The sequence below is a fragment of the Actinopolymorpha sp. B17G11 genome (assembly GCF_040196095.1).
Classification (GTDB): domain Bacteria; phylum Actinomycetota; class Actinomycetes; order Propionibacteriales; family Actinopolymorphaceae; genus Thermasporomyces.
This window is the reverse complement of record NZ_JBEFTW010000020.1, coordinates 30723-49495: the sequence shown is the minus strand read 5'-3', so window position 1 is coordinate 49495 and position 18773 is coordinate 30723. Positions and strand designations below refer to the sequence as shown.

The following is an 18773-nucleotide window of genomic DNA, read 5'->3' as shown; positions in this document are numbered from 1 at the left end:
AGCAGGGTCGGGGTTCGGTGCGTTCATGGCCCGGGGCTTAGTTTTCTGCTGGAGGCTGTCGATTCCGGCGCCAGTCGTTCGTCATCGTCGGTGAATGCAACTGACGATCTTCGGGAGTCTGTCGAGATTTGGCGTTTGGCTCCGATGTCTCGTGAGATGCCCGCGAAGGAGAGGACCGCCGGTCATGATCGAGCTCCGCCCGTACCGCATCGACGTGCCCGATAGGGATCTCGCCGACCTGCGCGACCGCCTCGACCGGGTGCGGTGGGCGCCGGAGCCGGCCGGCGGCGAGGTGGGGTATGGCGTGTCGGTGGCGACTGTCCGGGAGCTGGTCACCCATTGGCGGCAGAGCTACGACTGGCGCCGCTGGGAGTCCCGGATCAACGCCTACGACCAGTACACCACCACGGCCGACGGCACGAACGTGCACTTCCTGCACGTGCGCTCGCCGGAGCCGAACGCATTGCCGCTCGTGCTGAGCCATGGGTGGCCGGGCACGCTGGTGGAGTACCTCGAGGTGATCGGGCCGCTGACCGACCCGCGGCGGCACGGGCTCGACCCGGCGGTCGCGTTCGACCTGGTGATCCCGTCGCTGCCGGGGTTCGGTTTCTCTGGGCCGACGCCCGATACCGGTTGGGGACCGCACCGGATCGCGCGGGCGTGGGCGGTGCTGATGGAGCGGCTGGGGTACGCACGCTACGGCGCCGCCGGCAACGACTGGGGCTCCTACATCTGCGCCGAGCTCGGCCGCGTCGCGCCTGCCGCGGTGGTCGGGGCACACGTCACTCAGGTCTGGCCGACGCCACCGGCCGACGAGCCCGACTGGGCGGACAAGCTGACCGGGCGCGACCTGCAGACGCTGGCGCAGTTCCAGGACTTCCAGGCCAGGCACGCCTCGTACGGCGCCGTCCATCATCAGCAACCGCAGACCCTCGCCCACGCCCTGGCCGACTCACCGGTCGGGCTGCTCGGCTGGAACGCCCAGGCCATGGGCGGCCTTGACCCAGACGTCTTGCTCACCCACGTCGCGATCCACTGGCTGACCGGCACCGCCGGCTCAGCGATCCGCATCTACGCCGAGCATCCCCGCGAGCCGCTGCCAACAGCCCCGACCACCGTGCCACTCGGCGTGGCGCAGTTCGCCGGCGATCTCGGCTCGATCCGCTACCTGGCCGAGCGCGCGCACTCACAGATCGTGTCGTGGCACGAGTACGACCGCGGCGGCCACTACGCCACCCACGATGCGCCAGACCTGTGGCTCGGCGACATCCGCGACTTCTTCGCCACGATCACCGCCGACTAGTGCGGCCGCCTCGCCCCTGACGAAAGGAACCTCCCGTGAACCGAACGGCCATCATCTTCCACGGCACCGGCGCGAACCCCGAGGTCGTGTGGCTCCCGTGGCTGCGCGACCGGCTGACAGGCCGCGGTTACACCGTCGAGAGCCCGCACTACCCCGACCTCAACGTCGAGCCCATCGACAGGTTTCTGCCGAAGGTGCTGGCCAACCACACCTTCAACGAACACACCGTGCTCGTCGGTCATTCTGGCGGCGCCGCGCTGCTCCTGGCGATCCTGGAGCACATCGACGCACCGGTGGCCCAGGCCATCCTCGTCGCCGGCTACTCCACCCAGCCCAACACCAGCGACGAACCCGTCCTCCAGGCCGACTACGACTGGGCCGCGATCAATGCCCACGTCCGCGACCTGTACTTCATCAACTCCCGCAAGGACCCCTACGGCTGCGACGACCAGCAAGGACGAGCCATGTTCGAACGACTCGGTGGCACCCAAATCATCCGCGACGACGGGCACTTCGGCGACTACAACCAGCCGTATCCCACCTTCGAGCTCTTGAACAAACTGATCGATTGAGCCCACGACGACCGCGTTGACATCGGCACCGAGCGCTACGGACGCTCCTGATCACCAGCGCCGCCGTGAACATCACCTTCATGGCCGCATTCGCCACATGGGTTCTCTACGTCACCGAACTGCTCGGTCTCAGCGATGTCCAGTTCGGACTACTCACGATCTGCTCGGCGGTCGGAGGACTCGCTGGCCCATAGGCGTACGCCCGCATCGCACCCACCCTCGGCGCGGTCGGGATCGTGCGCCTGGGCTTCCTGTTCGAAGGACGCGTCCACCTTGTCCTCGCCATCCATCCAACGCCCTGGATCGTCGCCGTCACGATGCTGCTCTTCGGGCATTCACACCGTTGTCGGCGGAGCAGCCGAGACCACAGTGCAACAACAAGCGACCCCCGTCGAGCTGCTCGGACGGACACACAGCGTCTTCCAATTCGCGTCCATGGGCGGCGTCACCGTCGGCGCAGCTCTGGGAGCCATCGTCGCGCAGCATCTCGGGCTCGCCGCCGGGATCTGGCTCGCCGGCACCTCTATGCTCGCCATCGCGGCCCTGGCCTGGCGCCCGCTCGCCGCCCTTCGGACCTGAGCGACGAGGGCCGCATTCGCGCAGGCAGCGACTGAGCTCCAAAGCGTCCAGGCTGGAGAGGGGGCTAGCTACCACCCAACGCTCGTCGCATTTTGCGCACGTATTTAGCACAGCCAGCCGTAGATGGTCGTACACAGCCGTACGCCGCCGGACTCCTGCCTTGTCCGGCGGCGTAGATAAACGTGCAGGTCAGAGGGGTACTTCTGCTGATCGGCGGAGGGCGTGGGATTCGAACCCACGTGGCGGGGGGGTACCCCGCCTAGCGGTTTTCAAGGAGGATGTTTCGCCGCATACGACCTGCGGGTTCGTCGATCAGCAGCGAACTCCGCCGCAAATACGTCGAAGGACCGGCCGCGGCAGTAGCAGCCGGCCGTGGACGGCCGGATCTGCGACGAGCCAGCTCGTGTATCCACCGAACCGCTGCAAGCAGGTGGGCGCAGGCTCCTGGCCACAGGCAACACGCGCCGGCAGCCGTGTTGCCCGTCGGGTCCCGCCCTCCCCCACCTCAAGGGCAACCCGGCGAGCGCCCGTTTACAAGAGGGCCGTTAGCTGTCGTACGGACTGTCCCACGCTTGCTGACCTGGACGTTCGTCTGTCAATCCTGTGATGCGAGGCACTCGCAGACGGTATTTCGTTGACAGAGCCATTGACAGACGTGAGTACCGGCGGGGGTATTGCGGTTACGCGGCAGACGGCTTGGGTTTGAAGTTCACTGCAAGCTCGACGTCGAGCGCGTGGGCGATTCGCTCGAGCACGGGCAGGGTGGGGACGGTACCGCCGGCTTCGAACCGGGCGACAGCGGATTGGGTCATGGACGCTGCCCGGGCCAGCTCGCTCTGACTCCAGCCGCGCTGCTCACGTAGCTGACGGACCGCGGCACCCAGCTCAAACGCTAGCCGGGCAGCCTCGTAGGCCGCTTCTGCACCCGGCTCGGCCATCCGCCGGTTGCGGATCTCCGCCCACTCGGTTCGCCCGCTCACCGCTCCTCCTCAGCTTCGACCGTGTGCGCCTCGGCCACACACCGCGCCCACGCTCGCCTTGCCCGGTCGATCTCCCGATCCTCCCGCATCCGGGTCTTACGGAACACGGTCAGCAGGATGATCCGCCGACCGGGCGCGATCCAGTACGTGATCCGCACCGCGTCCCGCTCCAGGTGGAACCGCAGTTCCCGAAGCTTCCCGTCCAGCTGCCTGGTGTACGGCTCTTTCAGCTGCGCCCCCTGCGCGCCCAGCAGATCAACATAGAACGCCGCACGACCAAAATGCCCACCCGACAGCTGCTCCAGCCACTCCCGGACCTCCGGTTCCAGCTCCACACTACCCCAAGCCATAGCAATGATGCTATGGGGTCTTGGGATCGCCGTACAGTCAAGATCGGGTAAGCAGCGCCGGCGATAGCGGTGCCTGGTGGCCGGAGACCGCCGTCAACGCGGTTGCAGACGCGTGGACTGATTGCCTTCGGTGCGTCCACACGTAAGGGCGTCCGCGCCCCTCCCGCACCCGTTCTTGCACCGCGCCTGACGGCATGCGTCGAGAGCAGCTGATGACCGAGCCGATCAACGCCGCCTGACGGGTGGTGGCGCCGATGCTGGCTGGTGAGGCCGATCGTAAGCACTCCAAGACACACGAATTAGGAACCCATGCTCTCTTGTCCAGATCAGTCCAGGCAGTGCTGTTTCAGGCGGCCAGGCAGGCGTCCAGGGAACTCGTTGTCCGGAGCGGTCCAGATCCGTCCATGCCGCTATTGCACGCGGGTTGCACGCCGACCTTCTGTTCCGTAGAGGCAGGCAGGTCGATCGCGAGCTGCGCTTCTCCGCTTCGGAGGTCGTGGGCCTGGTGCTCATCGTCGCCTGGCGTAGCAAGTCGTTGCGGTCAGGCTGGGGTCATCTTGGGGTCAGCGCCCGTTCGATGCGCTTAACCGTCTGCGGTCGTGGCGTGACGAGGTAGTGCCCGCAGAATCCAAGTAGCTGCGGCTCCGGAACTCACGCCTCCCAAGAAGACGCCACAGAGCAAGCTCCACCATGGGGTGCTAGGCATAAGGCACATCAGTAACGGGGTTCCGTCCGGCGTGATGACGTCGTTGCAGCCAGGCGGGGCAAAGAACTGCATGTACACGAAGTCAGCGAGCCATCCGCCTCCGCTCCCTCCGAGGATGGCGGCAATCGCAACGATGGCGATCGACACTACGCGGGGCATGTGCCCTCCCGAGTCGGCAGAGGTGCCCTAGCCTAGCGATTCCGTGCCAGGCTACTCCTCGACCGAGTGCAGTCAGCGATCTCCTCCCGGCGCCGTGAAGGCGGCCAACCACTCTTCTCCGTCGTCCTCGCAGCCAGCCAGAGTGAAGGTCGGAGCGTATGGGGTCAACGGTCGGCGGAGCCGATCACGCAGCAATGCCGCGTAGTTAGGCGATCTTGTGCGGTGTCAACGACCTCGGTGTTCATGGCGGTTCGGGTTGGGCGTAGGTGCCGGGCCCGGTGCGTGTGAGGAAGCCGTAGCGGGCCCATTCGGCCAACTGGGTAAGCATGATGCGGGGTTTGATGCCGAGTCGGTCGGCGAGTTCCCGGCCGCTCCAGCTGCGGTGCCTTTCGGTGTTCATGATCGCGGTGATGCGTTGCCTTCGTGTGGGGGCAGTAGGTGCCGATGCCTTTCGCCTGTGGGCAGGTCGCTCGGTCAGGCCTGGGGTGTGCAGGGTGATGTCGATCGCGGTGATGGCAGTCGCGGCCTCCGGCCGGAGGGGGTCGTGGCCGCGGTAGCGGGAGGTGCCGCACTTGAGCGTGCGGGCGCTGTAGCGGACTCGGCGTGCGGGCAGCAGGGTGTCCATGACGGCGCGGCCGATCCGGCCGAGCAGATCGGGTCGTTCATCGGGGCAGATCGCGGCGGCGGTGATGAGTTGGTCGCGGGCGGTCTGCACGGCGGTGATGAAGCTGGCCCGGTCCGGGTCGGCGCCGGGGCAGGTTTCTACCGCTCGACCATCGCCATGCGCAGCAGCCGGTAGAGGGTGAGCAGCGCCCAGATCTCCTGTTGCAGGCCCTACTCATCGCCTGAGCGCAGCACGTTGCCCTGCAGGATGGTGTGGCGCAAGGCGAGGAAGGCGATCTCGACCTCCCAGCGCTCGTGGTACAGCCGGACCAGCTCCAGGGGGATCGAGATCCGCAACTTGCACGGCGACTCCACGCTGTACGGCGAATACGCGACGCCTGAGCTTGTCGTTAACCTCTTGATCGTTCCGTCATGGCGTTGGGTTGGCGTGTTTGCCGACGTCGTGACGTCGAGCGCGTTGGCGGTTTTTGTGTCCCGGGGGTCGTCCTGCGCCGGGTCGGCTGGGTTTTGGTGCACGGGCCGGCAGGGGTAGTTTCCGGTGGAGGTCCGATATCCCCGGCGTACTTGGGCCGGGGTGGGCAGCTTGCCTGCTGGTCGTCGGGGTTCCCACGGGCGGCGAATGTGGTCGGTGAGATCTCGGGCAAGCGAGAGTTGGGTGTAGGCGGCGAGGATGAGCCAGGTCCAGCGGTCCGCGGCGTCGGGGTTACGGATCTTCGGGGTGGTCCAACCGAGGGTCTGTTTGAGCATTCGGAATGTGTGCTCGATGTCGAACCGGCGCAGGAACGCTCGCCACGCCCGGTCGACCTGCTCGGCGGACAGGTCGAGTGCTGATGCCCATAGCCAGACCGGTTTCGGGTTGCGGTCGCCGGGCAGGTGATCGACGGACAGCCGGATCAGGGTGCCTTCGATGACCGGGAGTTCACCTTCGTGGTCCGCCCAGCCGCCGCGGCGGGTGAGCCGGGGATGCAGCCCGTCCCAGGCTTTGACGGTTGCGGTGCCGTATCGGGTTGTTTCGTCGGTGGTCTGCACATCGGGTGCAGGCCAGCTCGCCTCATCGGTGAGTGCGAACTCTCCTCCGTGTTTACGTGGGCGGCCGTTGGTTCGGGGAGCACGTGGTGGTTTCGGCAACCGCAGAACGCGGTCAGAGCGCAGCCTGCCGATCAGCTGAACAGGCAGGTCCACTAGAAGAAACGCCAGCCTGGTGACGTCGTAGCCGGCGTCGAACACCACCAGGATGTCCGTATCACCACTGGTCCACTGCCCGGCCTCGACGAGTCGCCTCACGACGTCGCGGACCTGGGTGGCGGTGACGGTGGTCTCATCCTCACCTGGGCGCAGCCGGGCCACATCCAGCATCTGCGTCCACGAGCTCGGCCCAGTCTCCAACGCGGCGACGAACGAGTACGGCCAGCCCGGGATCATCTGCGCCTGGCCCTTACCGCGGCCGTAGGTGTGGCAGAACAGCCGCTCACGGCTGGTCGCAGCGTCGGGGCGTAGCCAGTTGCTGACATCGACACCCAACACGATCCGCCCCTGGCGGTCACGTGGAAGCCGCAGCCCGGCCAACTGCCATCGCAGCCTGCCGATATCGACTCGGCCGGCGTTCAGACCGTCGTACAGTGCGCCATGGCCACGCCGATGTTGTGCTGCAAGGCACAGCTCGACCAGCGTGTGCACGGGTCCCTGCTCGCACAGCACGGCCTCAGTGAGCTCGAACAACGCATCCGCCCGCGCGATCAAACAGTCATAGAATCCGACCCGGAACTGGCCGAGATCTCCAAGCTGTGTGTCGGGTTCACGTCGACACTGCGTATGAGGCAAACTGATCTGCGCGGCCATCGCTTGTCATCCTTCGGACGTTCTTGCCAGGAACCCGAAGATCATCGAGCGATGGCCGTTCACCTACCAACAGGACACGCCGAAGACGAACACATCACCTGCGAAACGCGATCACAGAGGTTAAACGACAAGCTAAGACGCCGACGCCCGGCCGCTCATCGGCACAAGCGGATCGCGGCATGAGCGGTCGTCTCCGTGGGACACTCCGCCACGTGGACGAACAACAGCGTAGGGCGATCCAGGTCCGCTGGGGTGAGCGTTTGAACCGTCGCACTGGAGACCCGGGGTACCGAGAAGAGTGGTACTGGCAGCAGTGCGGTGGCTCGTTCACTGGTTGGCTCTAGGGGGCCAGATCGGTGCCGACTGGGGCGTCTGCTCCTGTGACTCGTCTCCGTTCGACGGCTGTGCTCGGTTCGAACATGACGGCTGCGATCAGTTCGAAGAGGATCCGAGCGGTTTTGGGATCACCCGCGGTTAGGAAGCGCCGATAGGCAGGACCGCGCGGAATGCGGCATGAGAGTGCGCTTGGCTTAGTCCGTGCGGAGGTGCTTCTCCCGCTGACGCAACCGACGCAGACGCCGCAGGTACTGACCACGGAACCGCCGCCGAGCCGTCTCCTGGCGGACGAAAGCCGGGTCATTCGCGTGGTCAACCTCGAGCTGGTAGTACGGGTTCGAGGGTGCGTCGCTCCCACCGGCAGCCATTAGCAGTTCCTCCGGCGAGTCCTTCATCGGTGGCGACGCAGGGAGGCCGACCACCCATGCCTTCGGTGTACTCTCATCCGTCACAGGCCCAGTATGCGGGAAGAGCCCTTGCTGCCCCCGGATTGAGTGACGACCTCTCATCGGCATGGTCGTGATTCACGCTCGGCGGTATGTGCGTGACTTCCTCCAGGGATAGTTGGTGCCGTGACGATGACGGCAGAAGACTTGCTCGCCGCGTTGGTGAGCGAAGTGCCCGAGGTGCAGCCGCTTGTGCGCGAGCACCTGGAGGACAACGAAGGGGTGTTGCTGCACCTGCTGAGCGCCGACCTCCGGCGCTACGCCATCCAGGCGTTCGATACGGGACGCACCGACGTTCTACAGAGGCTGTTAGTGGTGCTCGACCGCGCTCTTGTGGACGGTGACGAGTACGTCAACAACGCCATGGCCGTCTCGTTCGTGGAAGACACCGGCTGGTGGGGGCCCGCCATGCAGCCCTTCATCGAGTCCTGGCCGCTGGGCCTGCAGGCCGAGGCCCGCAGACAGAGGGAATCGTGACGAACTAGAACGCACTCAATTCGGCATGACCGCGACTTACTATCCGCGGCAAATGAGTGCGCAAGACCACGCGCCCGCCTGGCAGGATGCGCTGCTGTGGAGTTCACCTATCGCCTGACGGGCACGGGTTGGTCCGAGGCGCGCCTGGAGGACCGGTCCAGCTCGGCGACGATTACAGCGTCCTACCTTGAGGATGCACTCGGAGACCTCCTCGAGGCCGTTGGAGTGCTGCTCGAAGGTGCGCAGGAGGCCCGCTGCTCCTGGGAGGAAGAGCCCGGTGAGTATCGGTGGCTCTTCGATCGGGCAGACTCGGATGTACGGCTCCGCGTGCTCGCGTTCCGCGACCTCTACTCTCCAGAGTCGGACGATCGGGGCCACGTCGTCTTCGAGACTAAGACGCCGCTTCGCGAGATGGCGGAGGCCATCGCCGACGGGGCGCAGAGAGTCCTCGACGAGTATGGCGAGGCCGAGTACCAGCGACGGTGGGTGGAGCATCCGTTTCCGAAGGGTCACCTGGAACTCATCCGGGCCCACCTTGCAGCCTGAGTCAGCCGGCCCGGGCATCGACGCGGCCGCGGTCACCCGAACGCGGCATGAGCGTGCGCTTGCTGTCATGCTTCCCGGATGCAGCTCAGACAGTGGGTCACGCCGGAAGCCGTGACCGGTGCGATCGACGACGACATGGCGCGTGCGTGGCTCTCGGCGGTCCATGCATCGCTGAGGTCACTCGGCGGGGCCATCGCCGGACCCGTTCGGCCGCCGGGACCCGGGTGGAACTACTACCGGGTCCGAGTGGAGCCCAAGGGACAGGTCGTTCGGATCCTGCTCAATGCCGCCGTTGGCCTGGTCGCCGCCTCCTCCGATGACGGCGTGCCGGAGAACGGGCCCTTGGAGTTCGGTGAGGTCCCGGCGCCCGGCTCGTACCGTCAGGCGGGCCTGGCGGTTGCCGACGCCGACGTGCTGCGCGCTCCGCTGCGTCCCGAGCACGTTGAACGCCTTAGCGATCTGCAGCGTGCCGACGTCCGGTACCACCAGCCAGAGTCCGTTGGCGATCTGCTGTTCAACTGGTTCGACTGACCCGGGATGTTACGCGGGCGGGGATACCGCTCGTCGGCATGCACCACGCGGACAGCCGCATGAGCGTGCGCTCGATCAGGCAGGATGGCTCGCATGCCGCTCGACCTGCCTCCTGACTACGACGCCTTCAAGGCAGAGGTCATCTCGGATCAAGGAGATGACGACCAAGGCGTATACGAGGTGTGGTGGCACGCAAACAGCTGGTATCCCGACCAACCACTCAGCACGCGGCTGGCGATCGCCGAATCCGTCGTGAGAGACCTGTTACGCGAGGGACGCATCACCCTTGTCCGCGGCGAATGGATCGGGCCCGGTCATGCGCGCGAAGCGGTATCGGACGCGGACGCGGCCCTGCGTGACTGGGCCACATGGGTGCCGCAACCTGACAAGCCGGTCGTCTGGATGGCCGACTCCTAACGCACGCTCATCGGCATGACCGAGTGCGCGGATCGCGGCATGTGAGTGCGGGTCAGTGGGGCCTGGGTGCGATGCCGAACTTCTCGATCATAAAGCGCCAGAAGAGAGCGACGGCATCAGCAGCTGGGCGCTCGATGATGTCGTTGTGACCGGTGGTCGACTGCTCCTCGATGAGCACGTTCCCGGCGCGTGGGGCGCGGCGAAGTGAGTTGGGTGCGCGGACCATCACGACGCCGTACGGCGGGTCGGGGACAGGGCGGGGAACGACGACGAGGTCATGCATCGAGGTGCAGCCGGCGAGCTCCTCGGATCGTCCTGAGGCGATGACGCTGCGCACGATCTCCGTGAGGTAGCCAAACTCCGGCGCTTTGTCCACGATCGTGCCGAGGAACTGCTCGATCTCTCGCCAGTCCTGGCGATGAAGGGCGTCGTCCACCCATGCGTGCGCACCGGTCAAGCATGGCACATCTGCCCTAAGCGATAGGTCGCAGCGGCCGAGCCGTCAGCGGCATGTGGGTGGCGCTACTCGCGGCTGGCTGCCACCCTTGATGCGTGTCTGAGCGTGAACGATTGATCGAGATCGTCCAGCGGCTGATGGATGGCGACTACTCCAGCGACGAGGAAGTCGACAGTCTGGTCGCCGAGTTTCAGGGCGGCGTTCTCGACCCCGCAGCTACCGAGCTGATCTTCTGGTCGACGGACCACTTCGATCACGAGCCCACGTCGGCCGAGGTTGTCGACCGAGCCCCGAGTTACCGTCCGATCGAGCTCTGACAGCGGCATGAGCGGACGTCTCCGAGATAGGCGTGTTGCTCCCGCGATCTTCAGCGGGCGCCTCGGACCAAGACCACTCGGTCGGGCTCCCCAAGACCTTCAGTTTGGATCCAGCCACGGCCGTGCACAAAGCCCTTGGCCATGAGTTCGGCTTCCTGTCTCCGCGGCGCCCAGTCGCTGCGATACATGTCGGCCAGCCGTTCACCCGTGTCCTCAAACAGATGGCACGTCGCGTACACCCTCCGTCGGTGCAGCCACTCGTACCTAACGACCGGCCGACGGACGTAAGTGTCCAGCAACTCACATCCCCGGGCAGCGAGGTCGGTCGGGGTGCCTTCTAGAACGAATCCATCACGGGTTGGTGTAGGCGGGAACGTCCGATCGTGGACGCTGATCCGGTCTCCTCGCAGCCGATTCCCGCTGAGTTCCAAACCGACGTTGATCAGGGCAACGTCGGGCGCGTCGATGTCCAAGGCGAGCAGGAGTCTGTCGTCGTCAAACTCAACGCAATACGGGCGAAGGCGTCCGTCAACTAAGACTCGCAGTGCCGCCAGGAACTTGAGTTGGAACGACGTCAGCGGTGCATCCTCTAACTCGAAGTATTCGCGGTCGTCCACGCTGCACACACTAGTTGAACGTGTCGTCCCCTGGGGTCTAGGGCGGCGCGACCTCTCATCGGCATGATCGCGCGCGGATCGCGGCAGATGTGTGCGCTACGGCAGCGGAATCTTGCCGTCCGGGCCCGACTGCGGGACGACGAATGGGGCGGCTCCCGGCTCGACGACGCTGACTCTCAGGTCGGCGAAGATCAGCGTTATGTTGTGTCCGTTGGTCTCGATCAACACCTCGCGGAAGGGCAGTCCCAGCAGCGCTGACCATTCGCGAGTCTCATCGGACTCGGGCATCAACTGCATGCCTGGGTAGAGGCACTGCCACTTCACGCCCCACACGTAGCCCTCGGGCTCCCCGGACCGTAGCCATTCGTCGTACTCGGTGAACTCATCGCCAAGCGAGCGGGGCCACACATCTCGCCGAACTGCGGTTGTTACCGACGCTCTGACGCAATGGGTAAATCGATAGCGAAGGTGCTCCGGACGGATACCAGTACGGGGGTCGGCTGTCGCGTATACGTAGACGTCGTAGTCACGCATGTAGTCCGCGTAGCCGTGAAAAACGAGGGCTTGGTCGAAGACATCTTCTAGCGCCTCGCGCAGTTCCTTGGCGTCCACCCCGATAGCCTGCACCAGCGCCGCATCACACGTCACGTGGATTCGGCCGAGCCGCACGAAACTCGGCATGATCGAGCGGACAAGCTGCATGATCGGTCGTTTCAGCCACGAGATTCGTGGCGACTGGTCCACTCCTCGATGTCCGTCCAGTACTCCCCAAAGGGATCGTTCGCAGGGCGAGGAATCGCGATTGCACGAGAGACCTCATCGCCCGGCGCAAGGTCCCACGCGACGAGGGTCGCGAGGGCGTTGACGATCGACTCGCGTGCCGTGCCATCGCTTTCGACTGCCAGAGCATCGACAAGCGCCTGCGTGATCCGACGAGCCTGGGGTTCTGTGTAGGAGTGTTGCCCCCCAGTCGGACACCCCGTCCGTCGCCTCATCGGCGGCCAGGGCACGCGTTGCGCTGTCAGTCGAACGGAGCCGCTCAGAGTAGGCCTCAACGTCGGCGTCGTTGTACATGAAGTGACCATAGATCGCCGGGCGACCCGACGGACTCAGCACACGCTCATCGGCTAGATCTGAACGTCCGCACATCGGCATGGTCGTGCTTCACCCTCGGCGGCAGATGAGTGCTCATCCGCGGCGGAACACTCGGCGCAGCCAGGTCTCCTTGGGCGGCGCCTTGTGTGCAGCGGGCAGCAGCTGTTCGACCTGCGGGTCGTAGCAGACCAAACCTTGCTCCTTCGCAATGCTCGCTACTACATCCCTCGCGTACTCGGCTCCCTGGAACGTCATGGGTAGGCAGATGAAGTCGCCAACGGCCTCACTGATCAAAGGTGAGGACGCCCACGGGCACTCGTCACCAGAGTCCTCGTCAAGATCCGGGTATCGAGCGAGCGCGGCCTCGACGAAGGCACGGATGGTGGGAGTCGCTGGGGGCGGACGACCGGCCTGGTCTAGAGCGGCTTCGATCACATACATCCGGCGCTCGTACTCGGCGGCCGCAGCCGCCGGGCTCGCCGGCGCAGATCCTTCCCACATGGCCAAGTCATATGTCATGAAGCGATCCTGGCAGAGGCCTCGATCTGGACACGGCCCGGAGCCGTCAACCCGGCACGACAGCGCGCGGATTGCGGCAGATCAGTGCGAGTTCGTACTCAGTCGGGGAATGAGCGTTCCTCGACAAGCCCAGCGATGAAGTCCTGGAACGTGTCGGCCAGCTGGGTAACGGCATACCCGAGCTCTTGGTCGACGTGCACGACGCACGGATCGCCCGTAGCTCTGCAGGTTCGGTAGTCGAGCGCGATCATGTCGTGGCCCGCTGACGGCGTATCGGCGAAGTAGACGCCGACGGCGGGAGAGCCCCACTCCTCAAGCCAGAGTCGCTGACCGTTTGAGCCGCACAGGCTCGACGGCGCTGTGCGTCCGATGGCGAAGATTCCGGTGACTCCAACGTGGTTGTCAGCCCAGGACGTCGGCCTCGCCGTTGGATGAGCATCTCGCCGCAGAAGGCCACCGTTGTGTCTACGGGCAAGATCGACATACGCCGAAGGGAGGCGATACCCCAGCTCCGATTCGATTGACCTCACGTCGTCGTCCGACGGCGGCGCTTCGTGGTACTCGGATGCCTCCACCGCATCGGCGTCCCATAGATCGGCAAACACATCGGGCGAGCCGTACTCCATGGAGCCAAGGTAGCGGCATACATGCGTCCGGATCTCGGCAGATCCGTGCGTTGGTCGCTCGGCAGGGTGGTCAGCAGGCGCCTAGGCATGTCGCGCATCATCTGGCAGAGATCTGTCGCAGATCTGCTGTCGGAGCACCGGCGTAGGACGCCGTGTGCCCTGTGCCACCTGCTGCTTGACCTGGCGGGTTCAACGATCAGCGCAGCGACCTCGGTGATGGGTGTCACGGTAGCGGAGCTGTCGACGCGCCGGGTTAGGAAGGCTGTGTCGGTGAGAATGCACCTGGCACGTCCTGTAGCCGGTGGTGGAGCAACGATTGGACGCGTGCGGGCGGTTCTGGCTGCTGCGGCTGGTGTGTCGCGCCAGTCGGTGCATTCATGGCTGGCTAAGAACTGGTCCGTTCCTCGGCCAAGATCGATGTGCCAGCCGTCTGTCCATTCACGGCCAGCTCGGTCGAAACCTGGATCGCACAGCTCCTCCGGACGGTAGAAACAGCAAGCCACACGTAGGGCGAGTACGCGCCGGAGTGTCGACTCGCAGTGCGCTGGGGACGCCGGCTGCGCAGGTCGCGCGAGGGTACGTCGAGGAGATCCCAGACCATGAACTGCTCGAACTGCTCGTCACCACTCCCACCGGAAGCGCTGGTGTGTCCGGCGTGCGGGACGTCGACGTTGGCCGAACCGGCCAGACCTGTCTCCTTGGAGTCCGTCCGGACGCTTGGCGTGACCCTGCAGATCATGCTTGCCGCCTGCCTGGCGCTGGCGGTGGCCGATGCCGTCTTGGCGGCGGTGATGGCGTGGTCGTTCGGTGTCGATGACTCGCTTTCCTCCGACATGGCGGCAGCGCCCGTCATCTACACAGTCGCCGCCGGTGTCGTAGGACTCGGGTACGCCCTGGCAATCGTCACCAGCGCCGTCCTCTTCATCATCTGGATGTTCCGCGCCCGGCACAACGCTGAGGTGCTGTGCAAGGCTCGCCATCGTCGTGCGCGGGGGTGGATCATTGCGGGCTGGATCGTCCCGATCGTCAGTCTGTGGTTTCCCAAGCAGTTGATCGACGACATCTGGTTGGCGAGTGATCCGTCCACACCACCCGAACGCGCGACCGTTCAGGGCCTGCCGAGGCCCCCTCTGGTCTTCGCCTGGTGGGTGAGTCTCCTCGTGTCCACGGGGTTCGACCAGATTGCCTTCCGCATCTGGATGGACGAGTCGGTTGATGCGCAGAAGCTCAGCACGACCCTCGGGCTGGTGTCCGCGCCACTGTTCGTCCTCGCCGGCATCCTCGCCATCCTCGTGGTCGGTCGAATCACGACCTTCCAGGTGCAGAGGGGTAGCGACGCAACGGACTGGCGTACAGGCTCACCGCCCATCGCGCAGCCCACCTCGTGACGGACACCTCGGTCCGACGCTCAAGTGCCCACTGAACGTCACCAGCCCACGGCGCACCCCGGCGCACCGCTGGCGTTCGCGGCAGCCTTGAGCCAGCCGTCGCGATCCCGACGTACGACGGCTTTTCTTGCTCCTCCCAGGAGGCAAGATCGCGGACCGGCCTGGGCCGACGGCGTGGCTCCGGCCGAGCGCATTCCGCGCAACCACCCGTTTCCAGCCGCAAATCACTGCACACGGCTGGACGTGTGGGCGTCCATCGCCGGAGTCGAGGCGGGTGTTGAACGCGGCAGCCTCGTCCTGCCACTGCGTGGTCAGCCGGGTGATGGTAGCCGCCGACAGGCCCGCACCGGTGCCGAGGAACTGCTCGAGCGCGGGTGCGAAGTCACTGCTGGACAGGCCGTGCAGATACAGCAGCGGCAGTACCTCTGCGACCTTGGGCGACTTACGCGACCAGGCCGGCAGGATCGCTGAGGAGAACCTCTTCCGCTCACCAGTCTGCTCGTCGACGCGCTTGTCGTTGACCCGCGGCGCACGCACCGTAATAGCTCCAGCGGCGGTGGTCACCTCCCGTTCGGCGTGATAGCCGTTACGGACCACCAGCCGGTGACCGTTCTCGTCGAGCTCACCGCTGTGGGCCTCGATGTAGGCGGCAACCTCAGCCTGCAACGCCGCCGCCAGCATCCGCCTCGCACCATCCTGCACGATCTCATCCAGCAACGACCCGCCGACCGAGCCGCCCGCGTTGGACCCTTCATCGTCGTGGACTACCAGGTGAAACACCCCCCAGATCATGGACAACAGGGGCAGCCAGTCATGCCTGAACCAGTGGCCTGCCGCCCCAACCTGGAGCCACGGAGAAGGTGACGGGGGTGATCATCACGCGGCACGCTCCGGACCGTTCCAGCCCGAACGCATCGGGTGTCCGAGTCAGCGCCTCAGCCGTCCACTGCGGCGCGTACGGATGCGGCTCACCAGGCGAACCCGTCCGGGCTCCCTGAAGGCCTGTCTCGCTCAGCTGGTGATGAGCACAGAGCCGTACATCGCCGGCACGGTCAGGGTCAGTTCATCGTCGGTCGGAGTGACCGACTGCCCGGTCATTGCGTCGGTGTATGGCTTGTCGCCATAACCCCGCGGCAGTTCGACGGTGACCTGCTGTGTCGTCGTCGAATTGTTGAAGGCAGTAATCGCCCGGGTCCCCCTGTGTTTCCGGGTGAGGACGATGACCTTGTCGTCGAGGTGGACCGGTGCGTCGATGGAGCCTCGCCGGAGCACCGCGTGCTGGTTGCGCAGGCTGATCAGCTGCTGGACATCGGTCAGCATCACCGTGTCGGGGTCGCCGCCCTCGTCCGCCCAGGGATAGGTGGCCCGGTTGAACGGGTCGGCACCGCCAGTAACGCCGACCTCGTCGCCGTAGAACACCGCCGGCGATCCGGGGAAGGTCATCTGGAACAGTACGGCGAGCCGATAGCGCTGTTTGGCCTCGGCGATCTGTTCCGGGCTGCTGGTCTCGGTGTACCCCAACTGGTACAGCGTCCGTGCCGAGTCGTGGGTGGACAGCAGATTCATCAGGGCGTAGAAGGCCTGCGGCGGGTACGACTCGCGGATCATTTCGATGCTCTGGTAAGTCTCCGCGGCGCTGCGGCCGTCGGCATAGTCGATCACCGCGTTGCGGAAGATGTAGTTCATCGTGGAGTCGAAGGTGTCTCCGAGGAAGTACTTAGAGGCGTCGAACCAAGTCTCGGCCAGGGTGAGTGCGTCGGGACGGTGTGACTTCACCGAGCTCCGCCACTCCCGCCAGAACTGGTCGCTAACCCACGGGGTCACATCCATCCGCCAGCCGTCCGTCCCTCGATCGAGCCAGGTCTTCATCACTGAGTCGGGCTCGCGGAACGCGAAGTCGGAGAAGCTGTCGGACTCGGTCAGCTCGGGCAGCGTCGAGATACCCACCCAGCCGGCATACTGGTCGTCAGGGTCGGTTGCGTCGGGGACGAACGTGTACCAGTCGGCCCACGGCGAGTCGGGCTGGATCGTCTCGTTCTCGAACGCTCCGTTGCCGGGGTAGTTGGCGTACCGGTCGAAATACACCGAATCGCTGCCGGTGTGGTTCAGCGACGTGTCCAGGATGACTCTGATTCCGTGCGCCTCGGCCTGTTCGGTCAGCCGGGTCAGGTCGGCGTTGCTGCCGAGGTTGTCGTCGATGTTCAGATAATCGGCGGTGTCGTACTTGTGGTTGCTGCCGGCCTCGAAGATGGGATTGATGTACAGCGTGTTGACCCCGAGCGTCTCCATATAGCCGAGCTTGTCGATGATGCCGGCGAGGTCGCCGCCGAAGAAGTCGTTGTTGAACTGATCGTCGTCTCCTGTCGAACCGTCCGCGTCGCCGGGGACGTACGGGGTGTCGAGCCAGTCGGAATGGACCTCGACCGGGCCATCAAGGTAGGTGTCGGTGCCCACCTCGGGGTCGTTGCCGGGATCGCCGTTCCGGAACCGCTCCGGGAAGATGTAGTAGTAGACGGCGTCCTTCGCCCAACCCGGCACGCGATAGTCGCGGCTGTACACCGTCTGCCGATACGGCCGAACCCGCGTGGGGTCGTCGGACAGGAATGCGATCTCCCCGAGGCCGAACGAGCCGCGCTCAGTGGTCCAGTAAATGGGATCGTTGTTGTTCTGATAGACGTACCCGACTCCGTTGATGGAGAGCTCGAAGTGGTAGCCGTAGACGTTCTCCTGACCGAACCGGTACGCAGCACTCCACCGGTCGACCTCACCGTCACGGGTTCGCTCCATCGGCACCCGGACCGGGTCGAGGTATTCGATGACGTCCTGATTCCCCTCCAGCCGCCGGGTCTGCACGACGAGAGTCGCCGAGTCCACACCCGGCGGGGCCTCGAACGCGAAACGCGCGTTCGTACCCGCCGGCACGGCGCCGTACGGTGCCTTGAAGTCGCGATCGCGAGAGTCGTACCTCACCTGCCGCGCCACGGTGTCGGTCACCGGAACAGGTAGCCCGGGATTGACCCAGGTCTGTTCGGTGATGGTGAGGGTGGGCTGCAGGTCCTCGCCCTCGAAACTCACCCGCAGCGTGTGCGGCCCGGTGAAGTCGAAGCGAAGGTCGGCGACGGATCCGACCTCGGCATCGGAGGACAGCGGGATCGGCTCATTGGGGTTGACGACGCCGCCGCTGTCATCGGCCGCGCCGAGGTGGGTCTCCGGCGATCCAATGGGGTCGAGGAGGGTGAACTCGTGCGTGCCCTGGAGATCAACATTGAGGTAGTAGCCGTCGCAGCTGTACAGGAAGTAGTCGGCGGCCTCCGGACTGAAGTCGTTGAAGTCGCCGCTGAGGCCGAGCAGCGCATCTCCCAGCGGGTTCTGCGGACAGGCGGTAATCGTCAGCGTTGGGGTCGTGATCGACTGGGAGACGTCCAGCACGACGGTCTGGGTGCCGCCGAACGCGTACGTCAGGTTGGCGCCCCGGAGCGCAAGCTCGAGTGGGACCCCGGTCTCAACCTGGCTTCCGGCCGCTCCGCCGCCGAAGTCCGCGTCGGCGGACCAGTCAGCGTCGGCGACCTTGAAATCACTGGTCCCGCTGAGGTTGACGGTCAGTTCGAAGCGGTTGCAGTTGTACGCGAACTGGTACGCGGGGTCAGCGGACCAGCCATTGAACCCGCCCTTGAGATAGATGGGCCGGTCCCCGAACGGGTTCTCCACACACCCGTTGTCGGCGGCCGATGGACTCGCCGTACCGGAGATCATCGCGATCGAACCGAACAACGTCGCCAGCGCGCCACACACCGCAACCAGCACCATGCGTCTGGACGTGCGCATACACAGCCTCCTTGCCATGTGCGCCCGGCTACGACGCCGCAAACCGTGGTGCCTGACCGGATCA

The 18773-nt window shown here is 65.4% G+C and carries 20 protein-coding genes and 1 pseudogene; 9 read left to right on the top strand and 12 right to left on the bottom strand.

Translation table 11 applies throughout. The features are described 5' to 3' along the window. The first annotated feature begins 184 nt into the window (after window positions 1-184). From ABN028_RS20365 to ABN028_RS20355, 3 genes are all read left to right on the top strand, one after another. Window positions 185-1303, top strand: a complete 1119-nt coding sequence (locus ABN028_RS20365; RefSeq protein ID WP_349697740.1) for an epoxide hydrolase family protein — start codon at window positions 185-187, stop codon at window positions 1301-1303. A 35-nt stretch (window positions 1304-1338) separates the two neighbouring features. Next, window positions 1339-1875, top strand: a complete 537-nt coding sequence (locus ABN028_RS20360; protein ID WP_349697739.1) for an RBBP9/YdeN family alpha/beta hydrolase — start codon at window positions 1339-1341, stop codon at window positions 1873-1875. 435 nt (window positions 1876-2310) lie between these two features. Beyond that, window positions 2311-2454: a hypothetical protein gene (locus tag ABN028_RS20355; RefSeq protein WP_349697738.1), complete on the top strand. Its 144-nt coding sequence runs from the start codon at window positions 2311-2313 to the stop codon at window positions 2452-2454. Window positions 2455-3134: 680 nt separating this feature from the next. Here ABN028_RS20355 and ABN028_RS20350 read toward each other — a convergent pair. The 5 genes from ABN028_RS20350 to ABN028_RS20330 form a co-directional block, all read right to left on the bottom strand. After that, a complete protein-coding gene (locus ABN028_RS20350; RefSeq protein WP_349330842.1) occupies window positions 3135-3434 on the bottom strand; it encodes a helix-turn-helix domain-containing protein in 300 nt (99 codons plus the stop codon). Beyond that, window positions 3431-3784: a type II toxin-antitoxin system RelE/ParE family toxin gene (locus ABN028_RS20345; RefSeq protein ID WP_349697737.1), complete on the bottom strand. Its 354-nt coding sequence runs from the start codon at window positions 3782-3784 to the stop codon at window positions 3431-3433. The genes ABN028_RS20350 and ABN028_RS20345 overlap by 4 nt, the downstream gene beginning before the upstream one ends. A gap of 1106 nt (window positions 3785-4890) precedes the next feature. Next, the gene (locus ABN028_RS20340; RefSeq protein WP_349697736.1) at window positions 4891-5364 is read right to left on the bottom strand and encodes a hypothetical protein; all 474 of its coding nucleotides are present in this window, start codon (window positions 5362-5364) and stop codon (window positions 4891-4893) included. Between the two features lie 119 nt (window positions 5365-5483). Beyond that, window positions 5484-7112, bottom strand: coding sequence for an NF041680 family putative transposase (locus tag ABN028_RS20335; protein ID WP_349697735.1), 1629 nt, complete (start codon window positions 7110-7112; stop codon window positions 5484-5486). Window positions 7113-7642: 530 nt separating this feature from the next. Then, a complete protein-coding gene (locus ABN028_RS20330) occupies window positions 7643-7900 on the bottom strand; it encodes a hypothetical protein (RefSeq protein ID WP_349697734.1) in 258 nt (85 codons plus the stop codon). A 126-nt stretch (window positions 7901-8026) separates the two neighbouring features. On the opposite strand from ABN028_RS20330, the gene ABN028_RS20325 reads away from it, so the two are divergent. From ABN028_RS20325 to ABN028_RS20310, 4 genes are all read left to right on the top strand, one after another. Further along, window positions 8027-8371 carry a DUF7674 family protein gene (locus tag ABN028_RS20325; protein WP_502879196.1) on the top strand — a complete coding sequence of 115 codons (345 nt, stop codon included), beginning with the start codon at window positions 8027-8029 and terminating at the stop codon, window positions 8369-8371. A gap of 96 nt (window positions 8372-8467) precedes the next feature. After that, on the top strand, window positions 8468-8917 hold the full coding sequence (locus ABN028_RS20320) for a hypothetical protein (protein WP_349697732.1): 450 nt from the start codon (window positions 8468-8470) through the stop codon (window positions 8915-8917). Between the two features lie 78 nt (window positions 8918-8995). Next, the gene (locus ABN028_RS20315; RefSeq protein WP_349697731.1) at window positions 8996-9448 is read left to right on the top strand and encodes a hypothetical protein; all 453 of its coding nucleotides are present in this window, start codon (window positions 8996-8998) and stop codon (window positions 9446-9448) included. Between the two features lie 93 nt (window positions 9449-9541). Beyond that, window positions 9542-9865 (top strand): hypothetical protein, encoded by a 324-nt coding sequence (locus tag ABN028_RS20310; RefSeq protein ID WP_349697730.1) that lies wholly within the window; start codon window positions 9542-9544, stop codon window positions 9863-9865. Between the two features lie 52 nt (window positions 9866-9917). Here the strand turns inward: ABN028_RS20310 and ABN028_RS20305 are convergent, their stop codons facing one another. Continuing rightward, window positions 9918-10322 carry a hypothetical protein gene (locus ABN028_RS20305; RefSeq protein WP_349697729.1) on the bottom strand — a complete coding sequence of 135 codons (405 nt, stop codon included), beginning with the start codon at window positions 10320-10322 and terminating at the stop codon, window positions 9918-9920. Window positions 10323-10417: 95 nt separating this feature from the next. Here ABN028_RS20305 and ABN028_RS20300 point away from each other — a divergent pair, with 95 nt between their 5' ends. Continuing rightward, entirely contained in the window at window positions 10418-10639 is a 222-nt protein-coding gene (locus ABN028_RS20300) for a bacteriocin immunity protein (protein WP_349697728.1), read from the top strand. A 50-nt stretch (window positions 10640-10689) separates the two neighbouring features. Here the strand turns inward: ABN028_RS20300 and ABN028_RS20295 are convergent, their stop codons facing one another. The 4 genes from ABN028_RS20295 to ABN028_RS20280 form a co-directional block, all read right to left on the bottom strand. After that, window positions 10690-11256 carry a hypothetical protein gene (locus tag ABN028_RS20295; RefSeq protein WP_349697727.1) on the bottom strand — a complete coding sequence of 189 codons (567 nt, stop codon included), beginning with the start codon at window positions 11254-11256 and terminating at the stop codon, window positions 10690-10692. Between the two features lie 96 nt (window positions 11257-11352). Next, window positions 11353-11958 (bottom strand): YxiG-like protein, encoded by a 606-nt coding sequence (locus ABN028_RS20290; RefSeq protein ID WP_349697726.1) that lies wholly within the window; start codon window positions 11956-11958, stop codon window positions 11353-11355. A gap of 486 nt (window positions 11959-12444) precedes the next feature. Next, window positions 12445-12870 (bottom strand): hypothetical protein, encoded by a 426-nt coding sequence (locus tag ABN028_RS20285; protein WP_349697725.1) that lies wholly within the window; start codon window positions 12868-12870, stop codon window positions 12445-12447. Window positions 12871-12968: 98 nt separating this feature from the next. Then, window positions 12969-13496 carry an SMI1/KNR4 family protein gene (locus tag ABN028_RS20280; protein WP_349697724.1) on the bottom strand — a complete coding sequence of 176 codons (528 nt, stop codon included), beginning with the start codon at window positions 13494-13496 and terminating at the stop codon, window positions 12969-12971. Between the two features lie 599 nt (window positions 13497-14095). Here ABN028_RS20280 and ABN028_RS20275 point away from each other — a divergent pair. After that, window positions 14096-14884, top strand: coding sequence for a DUF4328 domain-containing protein (locus ABN028_RS20275; protein WP_349697723.1), 789 nt, complete (start codon window positions 14096-14098; stop codon window positions 14882-14884). 258 nt (window positions 14885-15142) lie between these two features. Here the strand turns inward: ABN028_RS20275 and ABN028_RS20270 are convergent. Together ABN028_RS20270 and ABN028_RS20265 are read right to left on the bottom strand one after the other, a co-directional pair. Further along, a pseudogene (locus ABN028_RS20270) lies at window positions 15143-15676 on the bottom strand (transposase); the annotation flags it as partial. A gap of 219 nt (window positions 15677-15895) precedes the next feature. Next, window positions 15896-18709 (bottom strand): alpha-amylase family glycosyl hydrolase, encoded by a 2814-nt coding sequence (locus tag ABN028_RS20265; RefSeq protein WP_349697722.1) that lies wholly within the window; start codon window positions 18707-18709, stop codon window positions 15896-15898. Window positions 18710-18773: the final 64 nt, after the last annotated feature.